General features: G+C 52.0%; 21 protein-coding genes. 5 read left to right on the forward strand and 16 right to left on the reverse strand.

All coding sequences use genetic code 11. The features are described from left to right. Positions 1 to 253: 253 nt before the first annotated feature. From CODIS_RS21070 to CODIS_RS18380, 10 genes are all read right to left on the reverse strand, one after another. Complete coding sequence (locus CODIS_RS21070; protein ID WP_154723203.1) at positions 254 to 589, reverse strand: hypothetical protein; 336 nt, start codon at positions 587 to 589, stop codon at positions 254 to 256. Positions 590 to 715: 126 nt separating this feature from the next. Continuing rightward, positions 716 to 2,806 (reverse strand): flagellar biosynthesis protein FlhA, encoded by a 2,091-nt coding sequence (gene flhA, locus CODIS_RS18340; RefSeq protein ID WP_069127985.1) that lies wholly within the window; start codon positions 2,804 to 2,806, stop codon positions 716 to 718. Positions 2,807 to 2,808: 2 nt separating this feature from the next. Next, a complete protein-coding gene (gene flhB / locus CODIS_RS18345) occupies positions 2,809 to 3,951 on the reverse strand; it encodes a flagellar biosynthesis protein FlhB (RefSeq protein ID WP_069127990.1) in 1,143 nt (380 codons plus the stop codon). A 3-nt stretch (positions 3,952 to 3,954) separates the two neighbouring features. Then, positions 3,955 to 4,734, reverse strand: a complete 780-nt coding sequence (gene fliR, locus CODIS_RS18350; protein WP_069127993.1) for a flagellar biosynthetic protein FliR — start codon at positions 4,732 to 4,734, stop codon at positions 3,955 to 3,957. Positions 4,735 to 4,781: 47 nt separating this feature from the next. After that, positions 4,782 to 5,051: a flagellar biosynthesis protein FliQ gene (gene fliQ / locus CODIS_RS18355; protein WP_069127996.1), complete on the reverse strand. Its 270-nt coding sequence runs from the start codon at positions 5,049 to 5,051 to the stop codon at positions 4,782 to 4,784. A 12-nt stretch (positions 5,052 to 5,063) separates the two neighbouring features. Next, positions 5,064 to 5,798 (reverse strand): flagellar type III secretion system pore protein FliP, encoded by a 735-nt coding sequence (fliP, locus tag CODIS_RS18360; protein WP_069128001.1) that lies wholly within the window; start codon positions 5,796 to 5,798, stop codon positions 5,064 to 5,066. Beyond that, a complete protein-coding gene (gene fliO, locus CODIS_RS18365; RefSeq protein WP_069128003.1) occupies positions 5,795 to 6,199 on the reverse strand; it encodes a flagellar biosynthetic protein FliO in 405 nt (134 codons plus the stop codon). Before fliO ends, fliP begins: the two co-directional genes overlap by 4 nt. Beyond that, entirely contained in the window at positions 6,199 to 6,603 is a 405-nt protein-coding gene (gene fliN, locus CODIS_RS18370) for a flagellar motor switch protein FliN (protein ID WP_069128006.1), read from the reverse strand. The genes fliO and fliN overlap by 1 nt, the downstream gene beginning before the upstream one ends. A gap of 67 nt (positions 6,604 to 6,670) precedes the next feature. Beyond that, on the reverse strand, positions 6,671 to 7,711 hold the full coding sequence (gene fliM, locus CODIS_RS18375) for a flagellar motor switch protein FliM (RefSeq protein WP_069128008.1): 1,041 nt from the start codon (positions 7,709 to 7,711) through the stop codon (positions 6,671 to 6,673). Between the two features lie 5 nt (positions 7,712 to 7,716). Then, positions 7,717 to 8,238, reverse strand: coding sequence for a flagellar basal body-associated FliL family protein (locus CODIS_RS18380; protein ID WP_069128011.1), 522 nt, complete (start codon positions 8,236 to 8,238; stop codon positions 7,717 to 7,719). Positions 8,239 to 8,547: 309 nt separating this feature from the next. Between CODIS_RS18380 and CODIS_RS18385 the strand changes: the two genes are divergently transcribed. From CODIS_RS18385 to CODIS_RS18405, 5 genes are all read left to right on the forward strand, one after another. Next, positions 8,548 to 10,653, forward strand: a complete 2,106-nt coding sequence (locus CODIS_RS18385) for an HDOD domain-containing protein (protein ID WP_069128013.1) — start codon at positions 8,548 to 8,550, stop codon at positions 10,651 to 10,653. 15 nt (positions 10,654 to 10,668) lie between these two features. Further along, entirely contained in the window at positions 10,669 to 10,908 is a 240-nt protein-coding gene (locus tag CODIS_RS18390; RefSeq protein ID WP_069128017.1) for a response regulator, read from the forward strand. A 2-nt stretch (positions 10,909 to 10,910) separates the two neighbouring features. Then, entirely contained in the window at positions 10,911 to 12,917 is a 2,007-nt protein-coding gene (locus CODIS_RS18395; protein WP_069128020.1) for a two-component system response regulator, read from the forward strand. Between the two features lie 580 nt (positions 12,918 to 13,497). Next, positions 13,498 to 15,165, forward strand: coding sequence for an energy-dependent translational throttle protein EttA (ettA, locus tag CODIS_RS18400; RefSeq protein WP_069128023.1), 1,668 nt, complete (start codon positions 13,498 to 13,500; stop codon positions 15,163 to 15,165). A 174-nt stretch (positions 15,166 to 15,339) separates the two neighbouring features. Continuing rightward, positions 15,340 to 15,744, forward strand: coding sequence for a bacteriohemerythrin (locus tag CODIS_RS18405; protein ID WP_069128027.1), 405 nt, complete (start codon positions 15,340 to 15,342; stop codon positions 15,742 to 15,744). A 63-nt stretch (positions 15,745 to 15,807) separates the two neighbouring features. Here the strand turns inward: CODIS_RS18405 and CODIS_RS18410 are convergent, their stop codons facing one another. The 6 genes from CODIS_RS18410 to CODIS_RS18435 all read right to left on the reverse strand — a co-directional run bounded on the left by CODIS_RS18410 (position 15,808) and on the right by CODIS_RS18435 (position 20,823). Further along, entirely contained in the window at positions 15,808 to 16,518 is a 711-nt protein-coding gene (locus tag CODIS_RS18410) for a ParA family protein (protein ID WP_069128030.1), read from the reverse strand. Between the two features lie 179 nt (positions 16,519 to 16,697). Further along, entirely contained in the window at positions 16,698 to 17,252 is a 555-nt protein-coding gene (locus tag CODIS_RS18415) for a TlpA family protein disulfide reductase (RefSeq protein ID WP_069128034.1), read from the reverse strand. Continuing rightward, positions 17,233 to 17,805: a hypothetical protein gene (locus tag CODIS_RS18420; protein ID WP_069128037.1), complete on the reverse strand. Its 573-nt coding sequence runs from the start codon at positions 17,803 to 17,805 to the stop codon at positions 17,233 to 17,235. The genes CODIS_RS18415 and CODIS_RS18420 overlap by 20 nt, the downstream gene beginning before the upstream one ends. Then, positions 17,802 to 18,671 carry a succinate--CoA ligase subunit alpha gene (gene sucD / locus CODIS_RS18425; protein WP_069128040.1) on the reverse strand — a complete coding sequence of 290 codons (870 nt, stop codon included), beginning with the start codon at positions 18,669 to 18,671 and terminating at the stop codon, positions 17,802 to 17,804. The genes CODIS_RS18420 and sucD overlap by 4 nt, the downstream gene beginning before the upstream one ends. Then, positions 18,668 to 19,843, reverse strand: a complete 1,176-nt coding sequence (sucC, locus tag CODIS_RS18430) for an ADP-forming succinate--CoA ligase subunit beta (RefSeq protein WP_069128047.1) — start codon at positions 19,841 to 19,843, stop codon at positions 18,668 to 18,670. The genes sucD and sucC overlap by 4 nt, the downstream gene beginning before the upstream one ends. After that, entirely contained in the window at positions 19,840 to 20,823 is a 984-nt protein-coding gene (locus tag CODIS_RS18435; RefSeq protein ID WP_069128051.1) for an HpcH/HpaI aldolase/citrate lyase family protein, read from the reverse strand. The genes sucC and CODIS_RS18435 overlap by 4 nt, the downstream gene beginning before the upstream one ends. Positions 20,824 to 21,036 lie beyond the last annotated feature (213 nt).

Below are 21,036 nucleotides of genomic sequence, written 5' to 3' on the forward strand. Positions count from 1 at the left end.
AGACGCCAGTCTCTTGACTCCCTGCCTCAATCCGCCAAGGATTCGGCACTGCCTGGGTTGTGATTAAGGTTCCTCGTTCCGATACAGAAAATCGACAGTATCTGGATGGAGCATCGAAGTCACAGCTAACCAATCCGAATATGAGCGAGGCCTGCCCGAACAGTCGGGGTGTATCCGAGCAGACGCCACATCCCGTAGCGCTCAACGACAATGAACAGGAACAAACAGTCAGTATTGAACAATCAGAGGTGTTTCACCTGGCGTCAGCAATTGCCTGGGTGACTGTTTTGATTTCAGCTCTCCTGCGATACAGCTCCAGCGATATGACTTTCTGTGGCCGCAGAAATTTCAGGTCAAATTGCGCACCACAGGAAGCAAGAATGAAGATCAGCGCCTCCGCCCGTTCCCTACTCACCAGTTCCAACGTACACGACTCTCTGTTTAGCAGCGATTCTGCCGCACAGTTTAGCGCCATACCCCGCAAACTGGTGCAATGGTAGAGTCTTTGACAGTAATCGAGATGTGACCAGTTATCACGACTCAGCCAGGCACACTCGTCTGACCACCCCTTTATAATTAACTTGATCATTTGATTAGTCCTTACTGAGGTCGAGCGCCGGCCACCCCTCCAAACGCCACCTCAGATCATGCTCCTGCCGTCACTATCTCATATTCGGCAGTTGGCAGCCAACTCTGACACCGGCTACGCGCACCCTCAATCACCGTTTGCCGTATTACCGATTGTTGTAACCACCTTGATCTGTCGATTGTCGGGTATTTCGTTGTAGGAAAGAATATGCATCCCCGGAGCCGCGTGCTTGGCGAAGCGAGCCATCCAGGGCCTGATCGGCGCAGCGACCAAAAGCACACCCTCCTGCCCATGGGTCTCCATTGCGGCAGTGGTTTCGGAAAGCGCATTCTGTAATCTCTCCGCCAGACCCGGTTCAAATCCCGCCTGCCCCTCTTCAGAAGCCTGTAGGGTTCTTTGCAGCAGTTGCTCCAGGCTCGGATCCAGCACAGCCACCGGTATCTCCTCAGAACTACCAATCAATTGCTGCACGATACCCCGCGACAGCGCAACTCGGACAGAAGCCGTCAATGCCGCCGGATCCTGAGTTCTTTGTGACTGCTCCGCCAGTGTTTCTGCAATGGTACGGAAATCCCGGATGGGTACATGCTCCGTCAGCAGGTTCTGCAAAATTTTAGTCACCACACTCAATGAAAGCGCCTTCGGAACCAGGTCTTCCACCAGTTTCGGTGCGGTCCTGCCCAGCATATCCAGCAGCTGCTGTGTCTCTTCATGGCCCATCAGTTCGTTGGCATGGGATTGTAGAATTTCACTCAGATGGGTGGCAACCACGGTACTGGCATCCACCACGGTATAACCCAGGGTCTGTGCATGATCCTTCTGATCCGGATCGATCCAGATCGCATCCAGGCCGAAGGTTGGGTCCTTGGTGACCGTACCCTGTAACTCACCGAATACCTGTCCTGGATTGATCGCCAACTCACGATCAGGAAAGATATCCGCCAATGCCACAGAGACACCATTGATCGAGATTCGATAGCTGTTGGGATTGAGATCAAGATTGTCGCGAATGTGCACCGAAGGGATAAGGAAGCCAATCTCCTGCGAGAGCTTGCGCCTGACACCCTTAATGCGATTCATCAGCTGCCCGCCCTGATTGCGATCGACCAACGGAATCAGACGATAGCCTACTTCGAGTCCTATCAGATCGACCGGTTGCACATCCTCCCAGCTCAGTTCACGCTGCTCCGGTTGCTCCACCGGTTCTTCTATGACCGGCTCTTCCACCGGTTTCATCTGACGTTGCCAGATCATCCATGCGCCTGCCGCTGCTGCTGCAGACAGTGTAAGAAACGCAAAGTTGGGCATTCCCGGAATGATACCCATCAGAAACAGCACTGCTGCCGCTACCGATAACGCCTTGGGACTGCTGAAGAGCTGACTGACGATCTGTCCGCCGACATCCTGGCTGCTGGCTACCCGGGTGACAATGATCGCAGCCGATGTGGAAAGTAACAGTGAGGGGATCTGCGCAACCAAACCGTCACCGATGGTCAGCAGCACATAGTTCTGCGACGCCGTGGAGAAATCAAGCCCGTGCTGGGCCATACCGATGGAGAGACCGCCTATTATATTGATGAAGAGGATCAGGATCCCGGCGATGGCATCACCACGTACAAACTTACTCGCACCATCCATAGCACCGTAAAAGTCCGCTTCACGGGCGATATCCTCACGCCGTGCCCTGGCCTCATCCTGATCGATAAGGCCGGAATTGAGGTCGGCGTCGATTGCCATCTGTTTTCCGGGCATCGCGTCCAGGGTGAAACGTGCACTGACTTCAGAGACTCGACCCGCACCCTTGGTCACAACCACAAAATTGATGATCACCAGGATCAGGAAGACCACCAGGCCGACAGCATAGTTACCACCAATGACAAAGGCGCCAAAGGCTTCAATCACTTTACCGGCGGCATCACCTCCGGTATGGCCTTCCAACAGAACCACCCGGGTGGATGCCACGTTGAGGGCAAGACGCAGCAATGTGGCAATCAGCAGCATGCTGGGAAAAACCGAGAATTCGAGGGGTCGGCGAGTGTAGACCACCACCAGCATCACAACCAGGGATAGGGTGATGTTGAAAGTAAAGAAAATATCCAATGCAATCGGTGGCAATGGAATCACGATCATCGTCAACAACATCAACAGCATGATTGGCGCACCCAGCCCGCGTGCGCCTGTTTGTCTGACATTGTCGAGGATTGCTGTGGCGTCCATTGTTACACCTCTGGTGAGTGTTGATACTCTTCCGGAATCGACAGATCATCCGGCAGCTCCGGATACTCCCCGCCCTCGGTTCGGTAGGCCCTGAGCTGGAAGACGTAGGCCAGCAGTCGAGCGACAGCTAGATAGAGTCCGGCGGGAATAAAGGCATTCAATTCAGTATGGAAATAGATGGCACGCGCGAGCATTGGTGACTCCACCACGGGCACCTTGGCCTCGGCACCTACTTCACGGATAGTCATTGCCACCAGGTCAGCACCCTTTGCCAACAGTTTCGGTGCATGCATGGTTTGCGGATCGTATTTTAATGCCACCGCATAGTGAGTCGGGTTGGTGACGATGACATCGGCATTCGGCACCTCCTGCATCATGCGCTTTTGCGCCATCTCGCGTTGCAGCTGCCGGATTCTGCTCTTCACCTCAGGCTTGCCTTCGGTCTCCTTCAATTCATCGCGCAGTTCCTGGCGCGTCATTTTCAGTTGGCGCTTGTGATCCCACAGTTGGAAGGGCACATCGATCGCCGCGATAAGAATCAATGTTGATGTCATGAGGATTACCGACCAGCCGATCAGGCTATTCAGTTTTTCCATTGCCTGCGAGATTTCCATACCATGTAAAGCGAGAAATTTGTCCAGCGACATCCAGAGCAACAGTATGGTGACACCACCGATAAAGATGAACTTGGCCAAAGCTTTCAGCATCTCTACCAGCCCGCGCGCGGAAAAGACACGTTTCAAACCTTTCAGCGGGCTCAATTTACTCAGTTTTGGCGCCAATGCCTCACTGCTGACGGAAAACCCACCCAGGGCGACAGAGCTGAAGATGGCCGCCACCACGACCAAGAGAAAGAAAGGTAGCAGCGTTACCATCATTTGCAGGAAACGATCACCTAATTGAATCAACATGATGTTGATATCGAAGATCTGCTCCCGGGTCAGAACAAAGCTCTCACTCATCATCTGCGACAAACCGTCGCCAATGGCATTACTCATGACAACAAGTGTGGTCACACCAATCATGGTTACCGCCATACTGTTGAGTTCACGGGAACGGGGAACCTGCCCCTTGCGCTTGGCATCCAGCAGTCTTTTCGCCGAGGGTTGTTCTGTTTTTTCCTGGCCGTTTTCGTTCTCAGCCATGATTCACCCCGTCACCCGAAGGGTCGACATCAGATGCTGAAAGGCCTCATCGAGGAGTTCATTGAAGACACTGAAGGCATTCGGCAGGGTGACCCATATCAGGGCAAACCCGAGCAGCATGGTAATCGGAAAGCCGATCGAAAAGATGTTCAACTGCGGCGCCGCGCGCATCACCACACCCATGCCCATATTAACCATCAGCATGGCCCCGACAATGGGTAGTGCAATCAGCAGACCACCGGTAAACAGCCGGCTGCCCCAGGCAACGACTTCAAGCAGCCCGTTTCGTGAGAGGCCGTCCATCGCAACCGGCATGGTGTCAAAACTGTCGGCGATCAACTCTATCGAAAGTAGATGTCCGTTGAATATCAGGAACAGCAGGGTTGCGAGTATCAGATAGAATTGGGCTACCACCGGGACCTGCACCCCATTCGCCGGATCGACCATGGAGGCGAAGCCCAGGCCCATGCTATAGGCGATCACTTGTCCTCCGAATACCAGTGCACCGAATACCATCTGCAGGATAAATCCCATCATCACGCCAATCAGAATCTGCTGCAGCAAAATGATAAAACCGGTGTGACTCAGCACATCCGCCTGAGGTTGAGGCGGCAGCGTCGGTGCAACCAGCAAGGTAATCAGGATCATCATAAAGAGCCGAAACCGTGCCGGTATCTGTCGCGAACTGAACAGCGGTATCGCCACCAGCATGGCGCTGATGCGCACCATCGGCCAAAGATAGGCCGCCAACCAGGTATTGAACTGCGCTTCGTTGAAGATCATGATGTTTCCAAAAGTGCCTCATAGATACGTTTTTTGCTGTACAAGGCTTAAAAAAGCAGTTCAGGAATGCTCTCAATCAGGTTCATGGAAAAATTCATCAGTAGGTGCAGCATCCAGTTGCCCGCGAACATCAGCACCACGCCCACAACCACCAGCTTGGGAATGAAGGTCAATGTCATCTCGTTGATCTGGGTTGCGGCCTGAAACATGGCGATAATCAAACCAACCGCCAACGCGGGCAGTAAAACCAATCCGGCCAGTATGCCAATCACCTCAAGTGCATTTTGTCCAATCGACATTACGGTATCCGGACTCATATACCCTCCCCCTTAGAGTTGGAAACTCGCCGCCAAGGTGCCAAATACCAATGCCCACCCATCGATCAGCACAAACAGCATAATCTTGAACGGTAGGGATATAATCATGGGTGACAGCATCATCATGCCCATCGACATCAATATACTGGCTACCACAATGTCGATGATCAGGAACGGTATAAACAGCAGAAAACCGATCTGGAAACCGGTTTTCAATTCACTGGTGGCAAACGAGGGAAGCAACAGACTGAATGGCACATCGTCGGGCTCGGCGAGCTCACTGAAATCACCGATGCGCGCAAACAGTGCCAGGTCATCCTCACGCGTCTGCGCGATCATGAATGATTTCACCGGTTCGGAGGCGGCCTGCAGTGCCTGGGTGGCATTCATCTCTTCCGCCAGATAAGGTTGCAACGCCACCTCATTCACCTCGGTGAAGACCGGCATCATGATAAACAGGGTAAGAAACAGGGCCAAACCGATGAGTATCTGATTCGAGGGTGTGTTCTGGGTGCCCAGGGCCTGCCTGAGTATGGCCAGGACAATGATGATCCGGGCAAAAGAGGTCATCATCATCAAGGCACCCGGCAACAGCGTCAGTGCGGTCATGAAGAGCAGGATCTGGATAGTCAGGGTATAGGTTTGACCACCTTCGCCATCCGACGCCACCGTAAACGCATCGACACCGGGAGCTGCCTGCAGCAAGGTACTGCTTAAAAGGCCGATGATTAACAGCCAGGCCCTCATTGCTTCCGCTCCTGACCGCTGCCCCTTTCATTATCCAAATAGTTTTGAAAACCCTGCCCTGATCCTTGCAGGATATGTAGAGTACGCACTTGACCCGGCGCTACCCCAAGCAGCAACCGCTGATTATCGACCTCCACAACGATCACCCGTTCACGGGTTCCTACTGAAGCCCCTCCAACCACTCGCACCATTCCCTTTCCGCCCATGGGCATTTGCGCATAGCGCTTGAACAGCCAGGCCCCGCCAATGATGATTCCGAGCACCAACAACAGACCGCCGACGGTACTCAGCAGGCTGTCGGCACCCAAGGGGGAGACATTGACACCCAGTTGTTTCTGCGCGGTATCGGCCGCGTATAGTGAATGGCTGAAGAGAAGAGTGATGAAGGGCCAACGGCACATCAACTGATCCTCTTCACCCGCTCTGAGGGACTGATGATATCGGTCAACCTGAGACCGAACTTCTCGTTCACTACAACAACCTCGCCCTGGGCGATCAGCGTACCGTTGACCAATACGTCCATTGGCTCACCCGCCAATCGATCCAATTCGACGACAGAACCCTGATTCAATTGCAGCAAGTTGCGGATATTAATCTTGGTGCGGCCAATCTCCATTGAGATGGTAACCGGCACATCCAGGATCGCATCCATATTCACGGCATCGTTACCGGACTCATCCTGCAGTTCATCGAAAGAGGCTGCGGCAGCCTTATCATCACTCTCGTTATCGACCTGTTCGTCCAGTGCTGCGGCCCATTCATCCGCTAATGCTTCGTTCGGATCACTCGTTTTCTCTTCACTCATTTTTTACGCCCTCTTGGGGTACCATTCTGCTGTCATTCACAGCTGATTCACCGTATCGGCTATCCACTTATTCGCCATTCGCGTCTTGCACGGCTTTTCTTTCCATTTCCAGATAATCGTGCAGACCTTTGCGCCGATTCTGTTGAATCCAGTTGTTGATCTTCAAGGCATAACTGCCATCCGAAACGCCCAATTTAGCTTTGAAGACAGGAACCTCGGCGGCTTCAACATCAACCTGTTCCGGCATTTCGATGGGTATGATGTCCCCCTCTTTCAACTCAGCCAGTTCTTTGACACTGATCTGCACCTCGGTCAAAATGCTGGAGAGTTCAATCTTCGCAGCCAGGATCTCCTCCTTGAGGGAACGTTCCCAGCGTTCATCCCGTTCACCTCGATCACTCTGAACGCCCGCATCGAGCAACTCACGTATCGGTTCGAGCATCGAATACGGCATGCAGACATGGAAATCACCACCGCCACTCTCCAGATCGACGTGAAAAGATGTCACAACCACCACCTCTGACGGACTCACGATATTGGCAAACTGAGGGTTGACCTCTGAACCGCTGTATTCGAATTTAACCTGGAAAACTGGTTTCCAGGCGACTTCCAGATCCTCGAATGCTCTGTTCAAAAGGAGTTGAATGACCCGGTTTTCCGTCGGTGTGAAGTCACGTCCTTCGATCTTGGTATGGAATCGCCCGGATCCGCCAAAATAGTTATCCACGACACTGAATACCAACTTGGGATCGATCACGAACAGCCCCTTTCCCCGCAATGGCGGTACCCGGATCATATTCAGGCTGGTTGGGACAAACAGGCTATGCACAAACTCGGAAAACTTCTGCATCTGGATCCCGGATACAGAGAGATCAGCCGTGCGTCGAAGCATGTTGAAAAGGCTGGTTCGGAACAGACGCGCAAATCGTTCATTGATCATCTCCAACGTAGGCAGACGACCGCGAACGATACGGTCCTGGCTGGTGAAGTCATAGGAGTTGACACCACCGGCATCGGCCACATCCGTTTCTGTCGCGACATCACCGTTATCGACCCCGTGTAACAGGGCGTCGATCTCTTCTTGTGAAAGTAAGTCGTTGGCGCTCATGATGATTATTGCATTACAAAACTGGTGAAATAGAGTGCTTCAACTTCCCCGGGCCCCGCTAACTCGGTGACAACCCGATTGAGTTCCTTGAGCATCTCCCTCTGCAGGCTCTCCTTTGTCTCGCGCGCCTTCAGGGCTTTGGCATCCGCACCCGAGAGCAGGTTTAGGAGGTTGTGGCGAATCATCGGATCATTGTGTTTGATGAATTCGACCATCTCGTCGGATCGGACCCTGACACTGACCCCGATTTGCAGCAGACTTGGGCGACCCGGCAGGTTGACGACAAAGGGTGGCTTCAGCTCGATATACTGGGCAGGACTCAGCGGCTCTTCAGATTCGGCCGCTTGCTCTGACGACGCGGAATCCTCCTCATCGATCGCTTCATCGTCCCCCATCAGGAGAAAATAGGCGGCAACACCGCCACCAATCAGTAAAACGGTAACGATTGCAATGATGATAATGAGCTTGGACTTACCCGATTTCTCTTCGCCTAAATCGAGTTCTTCTGCTGCTTGTTCGTCTGCCATAATGCCACCCTCAAGATTTACATCCTATTTGAATGCAATATAAATGCCACTCGATATTAATAAATTTATTCCCTTCTATTCATATAGTTATAAGCAGATCTTTAAATAGAGACAAAATATTGACTCGCCAGAAATCCTGCGCAAGGCAAAAATTCGACATGTCCAGTTTCGTCATTTGGACGTCATCCGAGACAGAAACCCATACATGAATTAAGGACTTTTTAGTAAAATAGCTTTAACAGTAACTAATTAAGTGCTATTAATTACTCCGGTAACCAGCTGTTAATAAATAATATTTTTAGGATTTCCGTGCCTACTCAATCGGAGCAAAAGCGACTCATAGGAAGATTCAGCAATCTTCCCAGCCCGCCAGCAATCCTTATCGAGCTCATCGATAGCTGCAACAACTCCGATGTGAGTTTCAAACATCTGGCGGAAACGATAGAGAAAGACGCTGGAGTCTCTTCCAAGGTGATCACGGCAGCCAACTCACCTTTCTATCGTCAATGGCAGGAAATCAGCGATATCCAGCGACTGTTGGTGGTTCTTGGTATTCGCAGCGTCAGAACAATCGCCATCAACAGCGCAGTCCAGCAATTTTTCAACCAGCTCAGTAAACAGGCTGGACAAGCCCTTGACGAAATCTGGTTTCAGTCACTGATATGCGCACAAACAACAAAGGCATTGGCGGACCTGACCACATACCGGTCACCCGATGAGGCTTATCTTGCAGGACTCCTGCATAGACTGGGACAGCTGGCTTTACTGCAGGCCTCTCCTGATGAGTACGGAGCCATACTTGAACAGGGTTTGACAGGGGAGTCACTGGTCAAGGCGGAGATCGAGAAATTCGACTTTTCATCGCCACAGATCGGATCACACATGATTGAAAGCTGGGACCTGCAATCCTTCCTGGCTGACGCAGTGCTCTACCAGCACGAACCCGCAGATAATATTCTCGACTGCTCGCACTTGGTAAAACTGGTCAATCTTGCAAGCCATCTCTCCGACAGCACCGACAAACTGGAAAATGAGGTCCTGGCGCGTGCCGATACCCTGTTCGGGCTGAATCAGACAATCGTGGAAGAGTTAATCCAAGATGCCAGGGATAAGGCAGCCAATGCGGCACGAAGTCTTGGCATTACCCTGCCTAGACAGAAAACTGAAAAACAGGCACAAGATCATCGGCAGGCTTTGGCGGAACGCATCAAACAGGCGGCCCTGTTCGGCGGCGGTTTGGAAGCTATACCGGAAACACCGGACGTGATCGCCACGATGCAACAGATTCAGCGCGACCTCGATCTGCTCTTCGGCATTCAACAGGTCTGCTACCTGATACTGAATCAGGATGGGAAGACGCTAAGCCCGATCAGCCCAACAGCCCATAACAATGCACTGTTGGAAGAAATTACGATTTCCGTTGAATCCGATCGCAGCCTGGCCGCCACTGCCTTCAATCAAAAAAGCTCCCGCTATTCACAGGGTGATGAGAATCTGGCGCTGGTAAGTGTCGTGGATCGCCAATTGGCGCGCTTTCTGAACAAGGAAGCCCTGCTTTACCTGCCGTTGAGCACCCATCAATCCCGGATTGGATTGATCGCCATCGGCATCAACCAAGACCAGTGGGAAGAACTGGACGGGCAACTGCAGCTGCTCACACTTTTTGCCGGGGAGGCGGCGGAAATGCTCCAGCGGCAGCAGAACATGCTCACCCACCAACAGCAGATGATTGAAGACGAGCGGGCCACGTTTCACCTCGAGGCGCGGAAAGTCGTACATGAGGCGAACAACCCACTCGGAATCATCAACAACTACCTGCACATTCTCGGCATGAAACTTGGCGAGGATCATGAAGCAACCGAAGAACTGAATATTATCAAGGAAGAAATTGCAAGGGTCGGCAAGATCATACTGCGAATTCGTGATATTCCCGATGAACTCGAGCAACAGACAAAAAGTGTCGACATCAACCAACTCATACAGGATCTGTACAAATTATTTCAATCCTCGCTGTTTCCCATGCACAATATCTCCACTGAACTTGATCTTGACTCAAACCTGCCCCATCTTGACACGCAGCGGGGCCATATCAAGCAGATACTGACCAATTTGATAAAAAATGCGGTCGAAGCCATGCCGGAAGGGGGAAAACTGAGTATTGAAACCCGCGCCAATGCCTATATAAATGGCAAAGAACACATTGAAATTCAGATTACTGACGATGGCCCAGGAATAGGCAAAGAGATTATGGACCAGTTATTCACCCCGGTTACAACCACCAAAGATAATTCCCACTCCGGATTGGGGCTTACTATCGTTAAAAATCTCATTGATGAGCTTTCCGGTTCCATTAACTGTACATCGAATAGCGGGGCAGGCACGCGATTTCAGATCTACCTGCCCAGGACCGGCTAGTATAAGGAATTCATTATGCACCCATACTATCCGGCACCATGGCGAGGTATTGAAGGCAACTTCGAATCCCTTCCGACAGACATTAATACCAATCGACCAAAGCGAAGCAATAACGCGCGTATATTGATCGCTGATGATGAGCCAAGGGCGAGAGCCAGCCTGAAGGAAATCCTGCGCTTCACAGGTTATGAGACAACACTGGCAGAATGCGGCAGTGAGGCGATCGATCTGCTTAATAGCGCAAGCTCGACCTGAATATGCCCGATCTCCATGGACACAAAGTGATGGAGCATATCGATTCTTATCGGTTGAATTGCGATATCATCGTTGTTAGCGGCGAAACCACCTTTGACCATGCGACCATGGCACTACGCAAAGGGGCTCAGGACTTTCTGCGTAAACCCTATGCGCCGGACGAGCTGTTGCGATCTGTCGCCAATGTTCTTGAACGTCGTCAGTTGAAGGCAACAAATCAGTCAATTCAACTGCGGCTTCAGGCGTCCGAGTCCCTCCACAAGTTTATTGTCAATAATTCACCCGATATGATCTACCTGCTGGATCATGAGGGCAGATTCGCCTTCATAAATGAGCGCGTAAAGTCACTTCTGGGCTACGACCAGAAAGAAATCATCGGCGAACATTTCAGCAAACTTATTCATACAGAAGATATAGAAAGAGCCCATTTCACATTCAATGAGCGTCGTGCCGGGGAACGCGCCACGCGTAGCGCAGAACTGAAGTTGAGCAGTAAGAACAATAACGGCAGCCGTTTTTTCGATTCCGGCACTGTACCGGTCGAGTTGAGTTCGATCGGCATATACACAACGAATGATGATAAAACCAAGTCATTCATTGGCACCTATGGTGTTGCACGCGATATCTCTGAACGGAAACAGGCCGAAGAACTCATCAAGTATCAGCTCTACCACGATCTATTGACCAATCTACCCAATCGCAGCTTGTTCCGCGACCGGTTAAACATGGCCATGGCGCAATCCAAGCGCTCGGGTAAGAAATTGGCAATCATGTATCTGGACATGGACCGTTTCAAGATCATCAATGACTCACTCGGTCACTATGTGGGTGATGAGTTACTGAAAATGGTTGGCCAGCGGCTCCGCAGTGAGTTGAGAGAAGCCGATACCCTCGCCCGCGTCGGTGGTGACGAATTCAATCTGCTTGTACCCGAAATCAATGATATACAGGATGCAAGAAACCTGGCGGAAAAGATTCTCCGACTGACATTGGAACCCTTTATCATAAAAAACGAGGAAATCTTCATCAGCTTCAGCATCGGCATCTCCATCTATCCCAGTGATGGTGACACCAAGGACTCATTGATCAAACATGCCGATATCGCGATGTATAAAGTGAAGAATGCCGGAAAGAACGGTTATGCCTTCTATTCAGAGAAGATGAAGGCTCACTTCTCGCAATCCCTGGATATTGAGAATGGCTTACGCAAAGCGATCTCAACCAATGAACTATGTCTCTACTATCAACCACAGTTTGATATCAATAACGGTTATATGAAGGGTGTCGAGGCACTGGTTCGTTGGAAACATCCGGAAAAAGGCACAATCCAACCCAATGAATTTATCAGTGTCGCGGAAGAATCCGGTCTGATCATACCCCTTGGAGAATGGGTGCTGCGAAGGGCGTGCACGGACATAAAACGCTGGATGGAACAGGAAGGTATCTCATTACAACTTTCGGTAAACATCTCAATGCAACAACTTGAGATGGATCAGTTTGTAAATAAAGCGCTCAAGATTATCAAGCGGCATCAATTACCGAAAGACACTTTGGAACTGGAGATCACCGAGCATGCCATTATGCAGGACATGGAGAAAGCGATAGATGCCTTGACCAAGTTATCCCATAAGGGCATACGCATCGCCATCGATGATTTTGGTACCGGCTACTCATCGTTGGGCTATCTACAGAATCTGCCAATCAACACCTTGAAGATCGACCGTTCGTTTGTTCAAGGCATCAAAACCTCCGAAGACAACTCTATCATCGATGCGATTATCGCCATGGCCAAGGGACTCAACCTAAACCTGATCGCCGAGGGCGTGGAAAACCAGACGCAAATCGACCATCTCAGCAGGGCTGGTTGTGGTTTGGCGCAAGGATTCTTCTACTCTCACCCCGTGCCTGAGGACGAGTTGCTCAAATTTATAAAGTTAAACGGCAACACCAATGGCCAAGACAGCGCGGACACGATAGTGTCCTCTGATCACGATCCGTCTTATCAGTGATGCCACGGCCTGTTAACACAAAAGAGGCATACAAAATGAGAAACCCCGCCTAAGCGGGGTTCTGTTGGCTCTATTGATGAATACGGAACCTCGATCTTAGATTGAAACGGCCAGACTCCGATACGCTTGCTTTAGATTCAATTGCGATTTATCTATCAAAACGCACTCTTCTCATGCGTATGTTTTAGCCAAACCTGTCAACCCTGAATCATACGATTCCATCAAGTTGAATACCCAGTCTCCTCTGTAGAAGTTTACAAGATACCCAAGATGGGGCCATGCACACCATGCTAAGAACCGCTTAGTGCGGACAGCATCATGACCGACACCATCTCCAGCCCATCTGCATACCCGATTATGGTATTGGTTGAACACTCATAACCAGCTAGCATTTGCCAAAATTCGCTGGAGACATTAATAATGTGTAATTCACATTTGGGTTATATCAAGCTCTCCAGTTATTTATTTCCCATGCCATATAAAACCGAGATCTACTATCAGGTTTCAGGATTCACATGTTATTATATCGGGATCAATTGGCCCCTAAGCGCCATCCCAATCCAACAACCATCAACTATCCATGGCCCAGTACATTTACACGATGAACAGGGTGGGTAAGGTCGTCCCACCTAAGAAACAGATATTACGCGATATATCACTCTCCTTTTTTCCCGGCGCCAAGATCGGTGTGCTGGGTCTCAACGGTGCCGGCAAATCAACTCTGTTACGTATCATGGCTGGTGTCGATACTGATATTGAAGGGGAAGCACGACCACAGCCTGGTATCCGCATCGGCTACCTGCCCCAGGAACCACAATTGGACGAAACCACCGATGTGCGTGGTAATGTGGAAGCCGCGTTAGGCGATGTTAAACAGGCCCTGGCCCGCTTAGACGAGGTCTACGCCGCTTATGCAGAGGCGGATGCCGACTTCGACGCCTTGGCAAAAGAGCAGGCTGAACTCGAAAATATCATCCAGGCCACAGATGGACACAATATCGAGCGCCAACTGGAAATTGCTGCTGATGCCCTGCGTCTGCCGCCTTGGGATGCCGATGTCAAAAACCTATCGGGTGGTGAAAGGCGTCGTGTGGCTCTGTGTAGATTACTGCTTGAAAAACCCGATATGCTGCTGCTCGACGAACCCACCAACCACCTGGATGCGGAATCGGTGGCCTGGTTGGAACGATTTCTCCATGAATACAGCGGCACAGTGGTTGCGGTCACCCATGACCGCTATTTTCTTGACAATGTTGCCGGCTGGATTCTTGAACTGGACCGTGGTTATGGCATCCCATGGGAGGGTAACTACTCTTCCTGGCTGGAACAGAAAGAGCAACGCCTGGAACAGGAGTCCCGCGAGGAAGCGGCTCATATCAAGAGCATGAAGGCGGAATTGGATTGGGTTCGCTCCAATCCCAAAGGACGCCACGCCAAAAGCAAGGCCCGTCTACAGCGTTTTGAAGAGTTGCAGTCTCAGGAGTTTCAGCAACGTAATGAGACCAATGAACTCTATATTCCACCGGGACCGCGGCTGGGCGATCTGGTGATCGATACAGTAGGCCTCAGAAAATCCTTCGGCGATCGTATGCTATACGACGATCTCACCTTCAACCTGCCCAAAGGTGGTATTGTCGGCATTATAGGCCCCAATGGTGCGGGAAAAACAACGTTGTTTCGCATCATCACCGGCCAGGAAAAGCCCGACACCGGAGAGATGCGCATCGGTGAGACCGTGGAAATCGCCTATGTGGATCAAAGCCGAGATGCCCTGGACGCAAACAAGACGGTCTGGGAGGAGATCTCGGACTCCCAGGATATCATCACCGTAGACCGCTTTCAGATGCAATCCCGAGCCTATGTCAGCCGCTTCAACTTCAAGGGTTCCGATCAGCAGAAACGTATCGGCGACCTCTCCGGCGGTGAACGCAACCGGGTGCACTTGGCGAAGTTGTTGAAAAGCGGCGGTAATCTGTTGCTCCTCGATGAACCGACCAATGATCTCGATGTGGAGACACTGCGCGCCCTGGAAGAGGCCCTGCTCTCCTTCCCCGGTTGTGCGGTCATCATCAGCCATGACCGCTGGTTCCTCGATCGTATCGCCACCCACATACTCGCCTTCGAGGGAGATTCCGGCGTGGTGTGGTTTGAAGGCAACTATGCCGACTATGAGGCCGATCGCAAACAGCGTCTCGGCGCTGAAGCCGATCAACCGCATCGAATCAAATACAAGCGTCTGAGCGGGTGAGGATCAGCGTATTTAGTGAGTGGATAAACAACCCCTTTGACAATTCGATTATCCCTTACCGGGAAACGTCAGCAAATGCATACACCCTGCTACTCTTTGTACTATCCACGTCGGGCTTTGCTGAAGACTCAGATTTACTGACGACAACTTCTGTTTCGCATACAGGTTGATAGTATGATAAATATCGATTGGGACACTAATTTCGAAGTTGGCCATGAAAGAATTGACTCAGAACATCGGGTCTTTCTGAATTTGATTCGTACTATCTCTACAGAAGTGGAGGCCAACAGCAATAAAGAGCGAATTCTCAGATTACTGGCCGAATTGGTAAAATATGCTGAATTTCATTTTCTTAGCGAAGAGAACGAAATGCTCAGGGTTGACTACCCGGGATATGACGAACATCGCCACGAGCACGAAAAGCTACTCACCAAATTTACAGATATGATGGCACAGTTTCGCTCCGGGGCGCTCCCTCTGGATTCTATTGTCGAATTTGTTTTCTTATGGTTCGCACTGCACACCACACAGGTCGACAAACGATTGGGAGAATATATTCAACAGAATGACAAACTGTAATTAGACGACTTTGTTACTGACAGATCGCAGGTAATCGGTTACTTCTGGGCCTGTTAACACTAACTACTGTAGATTGACTACGTGTTGTGTTTCTTTGTTACTGGGAGGGATGGATGGCTGAAGCTGGCCTGTCTCCAGCCAGTTAATCAGTATCGACCACTGTTGATTGTCTTTTTTAAACGCAGGCTGTTTCAAGTCGACTACCGCATAACCCGACTCGGCCGCATAAACATAGTTTTGCGACTCTCTCAGAAAGGCCACCAGAGGCACATCCAGCTCCTCCAGCGACGCTTTAAGCTTCTTGAACGAACGTGTATTGATACGCACCCGATTGGCTACGATTCCGATTGGAATATTGAGCCCCATCTGACGGACCAGGTCACTAAGCTGCTTGAGAAAATCTAAAGTAACATGACAATCGATCCCGGAGGGGAGAACAGGCACCACAACCGCTGTTGCCGAGCGCAGCATCTCCATCATTTCCAGACGTTTCATCGATGCGGGGGTATCCACTATGATGCGCTGCGTGTCCGGGGGTACCCGTAGGGCAAAGGAACGCGTGACGCTTCCTTGAGTGGTTTTGGCGGCAAACACGCCACTGATGTCTGGAAATTGGTCTGGACGCAGCTCCAGCCAACGCTTGCTGGATCCCTGGGGATCGTAATCGAAGAGTGCTGTCGACGTCCCGGAAGCGGCATAAAAACCCGCCAGATTTGTCGCTATCGTTGTTTTTCCACAGCCTCCCTTGCTGTTGAGGATTAAAAGCCTTTTCATCGCACGGAACCTATTCCTGTGGTCTGATTGGGGAATATTCCTCCTATTGAGGAACAATTACAAGCGGTAACAGACATGAGAGAGAGGCAACTCAAGGGCTTTCCGATACCATTTCGAGTTTAGAACGGCTGCCGGGATACTCAATCTGAAACAGATACCCTGCCCGTTCGAGTACTGTGTCATTTAATGCTACCTTCCTCAAACAGGCTCATCAGCTGTTTGATTAGATCGGGATGACTGAATTCGCGGCCGCCCACTGCCTGAAAGGCCAGTGTACCGTCAGGCGCAACCACGAACGTGGTAGGCAATCCCCTCACCTTCCAAGCGGACGGGCTTGAGGAGTCACTGTCGAGCAGGATCGGGAAGCTGGGCGAGGGCTCCACTCTGCCGAGAAAGGGAAAGATGGCATCGACGTCCTCACCGATATTGACAGCCAACACCACGACACCCCGCTCTTTTGTCGCCTGATAGAGCTGTTCCAGGGATGGCATCTCACGCCTGCAGGGGGGGCACCAGGTCGCCCAGAAATTGACGACGACAACCTTGCCCTTCAGTGATCTTATATCAACTATCTCATCATCCATATCGGGCAATCGCAGATCGGGAGCCGATCGTGATTCCGAGACAGGAATCAGATTATGGGTCAACGGCGGGAGTTCAGCCTGTGCCGGGACAAGCCACAGACACAACCATAACCCCAACCATTTAATGTAGTCAGCGGGCACAACGCACATTGTTCAAGACACCTTGATAAGGTTGCCCGGCCACTTCCCAGCGGGCCACCAGATCGAATTCACTACCGGCCGGGAGTCCGGTAGCGAGCATTCCCTGATTCCAGTCACCTCCGGGCTGATAGGCTTGTCGCGGTGGAAATTGAGCCCATCTGAATGCAATTGTCGCAGATTTTGGGTGTTCATATTCCTCGAAACGACTAAGCCATCCCTCCACGCTCGGCAGAGGCTTGGATTTACCCTCACTCACTACGGACCAATCAGCCAATCTGAAATGAACCACGCCGGAAGCGGTATCATTTCGCAACACCACACTATAAACACAGGCCTTGGCATAGGCCTCGGTGGCTTCGGCCGACAGTCCGCGATTGAGATAGAAGGCACGGGCCTGATCCGGCAGCATCTGGGTCAACGAGAGTATCACCCCATGTGCGGTTGTCTCCCATGTGACAACACCGGTAGCGGGATCGATCGTCCGATTCTGCGCCACCACGCTTCCACTGAAAAAGGACAGACAGAGCCACAGGATGAAAGCTTGGCCCTTGATTCGCCTCATTTCAAGCTGTGGTGAACCGTCTTGCCTATTTCGGCGGCATTCTGCACGACATGGGCACCCAATTCCGCCAGACGCTGCATTTTAGCCTGGGCAGTATCCCCCTCTCCTGAGATAATCGCTCCGGCATGTCCCATTCTACGCCCCGGCGGTGCCGTCGCACCGGCAATGAACCCGATCAGGGGCTTGTTCAGATGATCCCTGGCCCAGGCAGCCGCCTCGACCTCCTGGGCGCCACCGATCTCGCCGATCATCAGAACCGCCTCGGTCTCGTCGTCATCGGCGAACTTCTCCAGCAGGGTCAGAAAATCACAGCCATTCACAGGATCGCCACCGATGCTGACACTGGTAGAGACCCCCAGTCCCAGTTCACTCATCTGCTCCACCGCTTCATAGTTCAGGGTGCCCGAACGAGAAACGATCCCAACTCGCCCCTTCGGGTAGATATGGGCCGGCATGATCCCGACCTTACACTCTTCCGGAGTGATCACCCCTGCCGTGTTGGGTCCGACGATGATGGCATCGTGACCGATCAGGTATCGCTTCACCCTGACCATATCCTGCACCGGCACGCCATCGGTGATCACAACGATAACCTTGATCCCCGCTTCGATAGCTTCCATGACGGCATCGGCACTGAATGGCGGCGGAACGAATACCACACTGACATCGGCGCCGGCCTGGACTACCGCATCCCTCACGGTATCGAACACCGGCCTTTCGATATGGACTTGACCGCCTTTGCCCGGTGTGACGCCACCCACTACCTGAGTCCCCATCCGGATAGCTTCCTCGGCATGAAAGGTGGCATGTTGCCCGGTAAAGCCCTGAAAAATGACCCGTGAATCCTTATTGACGAGGATACTCATGCCGCTACCCCCTGATTGATTGCCTGTACCGACTTTTCCGCTGCGTCGCTGAGGCGGTCGGCATTTATGTAGTCGAGTCCCGAGTTTGCCAGTATCTCTCTGCCCGCTTCCAGGTTGGTGCCTGCCAATCTCACTACGACCGGTACCTCGACCGATAGCTCCGCCATCGCCTTGACAATACCTTCCGCAATCCAGTCGCAGCGGTTGATTCCGGCATAGATATTCAGCATGACAACCTTGACGTTTGGGTCCTCCAGCACGATGCGGAAGGCATTGGCGATCTTCTCCGGTGAAGCGCCACCGCCGACATCGAGAAAATTCGCCGGTTTCCCACCATACAGACTGATGGCATCCATAGTCGCCATGGCCAGGCCGGCGCCATTGACGATACAGCCGACACTGCCATCCAGGGCGATATAGTTGAGATCATGGCCCGAGGCCTCAACCTCTTTTGGATCCTCCTCATCAAAATCACGAAGATCGGTAATTTCCGAATGCCTGAACAGGGCATTACCATCGAAGGACATTTTTGCGTCCAGGGCCAGAAACTCCCCAGCTGTAGTCATCACCAGTGGATTGATTTCGACCATCAGGGCATCCTTATCTCGAAAGCAGCGATAAAGACTCTTCATGATACGTGCCGCTTCAACAATATCTTTACCGCTGAGACCGATCCCGGCGGCCACTTTACGACACTGAAAATCCTGCAGGCCCACCGCCGGATCGACCACTTCCCGGATCACTTTTTCCGGTGTTGCCCTGGCTACCTCTTCGATCTCCATTCCACCGGCGGCGGAAGCAATCAGGGTAATCCGCTGGCTACCGCGATCGATCACCAGGCCGAGGTAGTATTCCGTATCGATCTGATGAACCTGTTCAACCAATACCCGGTTGACCAAACGCCCGGCTTCTCCGGTCTGCCTGGTCACCAGGCGCCTGCCTATCAGGTTCTCAGCATACTCCTGCACCTCTTCGAGGCTCGTAGCCAGTTGAACGCCACCGGCCTTACCCCGACCGCCGGCATGGATCTGCGCCTTGACGACCCAGCCGTCGCCACCCAGCTGTTCCGCCACGGAGAGGGCCTGGTTGGCCGAATGGGCCATGCGTCCCTCCGGTACGGGTATCTTGTAGCTGCGAAACAGCTCCTTTGTCTGATACTCATGTATGTTCATGCAACGGCCTCCTTGCTGACGGCCTTGCCCTCTATCTGGTTCATCTTTTCAATGATCACCTCAGCCTGGCGAATGGATGCGGCATCGATCATGCGGCCATCGAGACTGACCGCGCCCAACCCTTCGGCTGCCGCCTTTTCCATTGCGTCCAAAACTCTTCTTGCCCGTTCGACCTCCTCCTCATCAGGGGTGAAAATCTGGTTGGCAAGCGGAACCTGTGAGGGGTGTATGGCCCACTTTCCCTCCCCCCCAAGGGCGGCGAATGACTTTGCCACAGCGAGATAGCCATCAGGATCGCTGATGTCACCGAACGGTCCGTCGATGGGTCTGAGTCCATAGGCGCGACAGGCAACGATCAAACGCGACATGGCGAAATGCCACTGGTTGCCCAGATAGGTCTTACGCTGTCCCTGGGCATTGGGATCACTGAGCACATGATAGTCGGGATTCACCCCGCCCATACTGATGGTTCTGGCCTGCGTTGAAGCGGCATAATCAGCGACACCGAACACCAGCGCCTCGAGGCGATCGGGACAGCTTTGCGCAATCGCTTCCACATTCGCCATACCCATGGCGGTTTCGATCAAGGCATGCAGATTAATCGGCTTGAATCCCTTAGCCGCCTCAATCTGCTCCAGCAACAGGGCGACAAACTGCAGATCCGATGGTTGACCGACTTTCGGCACCAAGAGGGTATCCAGCTTATCCCCCGCCTGCTCAACCACATCGACGATATCGCGATAGCAAAAGTGTGAGTCCAAGCCATTGATCCTTACGGATACGGAGCACTTCGACCAATCGAGGCTATTGAGTGCATGAATGACATTCCGCCGTGCCTGTTCCTTGTCGGAAACGGCGACAGCATCTTCCAAATCGAGAAAGACCAGGTCAGCTCCTGCGTGCGGCGCCTTTTCAATCATCCGCATGTTACTGCCCGGCACAGCCAGTTCGCTCCGATGCAAGCGATTCTTATAGGCCATATTAGGAATACCTCCGTGATTGTTGTACTTATCCTGAATTCGGAAGTCAGTCGGGAGCGCGCACAAGCGTCTGATCCGTTGAGCAATAGAAAATCTCACTCAGCCAAAGTGTTTGGCTATGATTTTTTATACACTACTAATCAATACCTTGTACGTGGATTTCCCTCTGAATCCACAATTTCAGGTTTTTAATTTTTTATCTATTTCTGCCCG

The organism is Candidatus Thiodiazotropha endolucinida (assembly GCF_001715975.1).
In the GTDB taxonomy this organism is placed as follows: Bacteria; Pseudomonadota; Gammaproteobacteria; order Chromatiales; family Chromatiaceae; genus Thiodiazotropha; species Thiodiazotropha endolucinida.

Bases quoted from the DNA above. Each gene is read 5' to 3' on its own strand.
- CODIS_RS21070 (WP_154723203.1), bottom strand. From the start codon at position 589: ATGATCAAGTTAATTATAAAGGGGTGGTCAGACGAGTGTGCCTGGCTG.
- flhA (WP_069127985.1), bottom strand. From the start codon at position 2,806: ATGGACGCCACAGCAATCCTCGACAATGTCAGACAAACAGGCGCACGC.
- flhB (WP_069127990.1), bottom strand. From the start codon at position 3,951: ATGGCTGAGAACGAAAACGGCCAGGAAAAAACAGAACAACCCTCGGCG.
- fliR (WP_069127993.1), bottom strand. From the start codon at position 4,734: ATGATCTTCAACGAAGCGCAGTTCAATACCTGGTTGGCGGCCTATCTT.
- fliQ (WP_069127996.1), bottom strand. From the start codon at position 5,051: ATGAGTCCGGATACCGTAATGTCGATTGGACAAAATGCACTTGAGGTG.
- fliP (WP_069128001.1), bottom strand. From the start codon at position 5,798: ATGAGGGCCTGGCTGTTAATCATCGGCCTTTTAAGCAGTACCTTGCTG.
- fliO (WP_069128003.1), bottom strand. From the start codon at position 6,199: ATGTGCCGTTGGCCCTTCATCACTCTTCTCTTCAGCCATTCACTATAC.
- fliN (WP_069128006.1), bottom strand. From the start codon at position 6,603: ATGAGTGAAGAGAAAACGAGTGATCCGAACGAAGCATTAGCGGATGAA.
- fliM (WP_069128008.1), bottom strand. From the start codon at position 7,711: ATGAGCGCCAACGACTTACTTTCACAAGAAGAGATCGACGCCCTGTTA.
- CODIS_RS18380 (WP_069128011.1), bottom strand. From the start codon at position 8,238: ATGGCAGACGAACAAGCAGCAGAAGAACTCGATTTAGGCGAAGAGAAA.
- CODIS_RS18390 (WP_069128017.1), top strand. From the start codon at position 10,669: ATGCACCCATACTATCCGGCACCATGGCGAGGTATTGAAGGCAACTTC.
- CODIS_RS18395 (WP_069128020.1), top strand. From the start codon at position 10,911: ATGCCCGATCTCCATGGACACAAAGTGATGGAGCATATCGATTCTTAT.
- ettA (WP_069128023.1), top strand. From the start codon at position 13,498: ATGGCCCAGTACATTTACACGATGAACAGGGTGGGTAAGGTCGTCCCA.
- CODIS_RS18405 (WP_069128027.1), top strand. From the start codon at position 15,340: ATGATAAATATCGATTGGGACACTAATTTCGAAGTTGGCCATGAAAGA.
- CODIS_RS18410 (WP_069128030.1), bottom strand. From the start codon at position 16,518: ATGAAAAGGCTTTTAATCCTCAACAGCAAGGGAGGCTGTGGAAAAACA.
- CODIS_RS18415 (WP_069128034.1), bottom strand. From the start codon at position 17,252: ATGTGCGTTGTGCCCGCTGACTACATTAAATGGTTGGGGTTATGGTTG.
- CODIS_RS18420 (WP_069128037.1), bottom strand. From the start codon at position 17,805: ATGAGGCGAATCAAGGGCCAAGCTTTCATCCTGTGGCTCTGTCTGTCC.
- sucD (WP_069128040.1), bottom strand. From the start codon at position 18,671: ATGAGTATCCTCGTCAATAAGGATTCACGGGTCATTTTTCAGGGCTTT.
- sucC (WP_069128047.1), bottom strand. From the start codon at position 19,843: ATGAACATACATGAGTATCAGACAAAGGAGCTGTTTCGCAGCTACAAG.
- CODIS_RS18435 (WP_069128051.1), bottom strand. From the start codon at position 20,823: ATGGCCTATAAGAATCGCTTGCATCGGAGCGAACTGGCTGTGCCGGGC.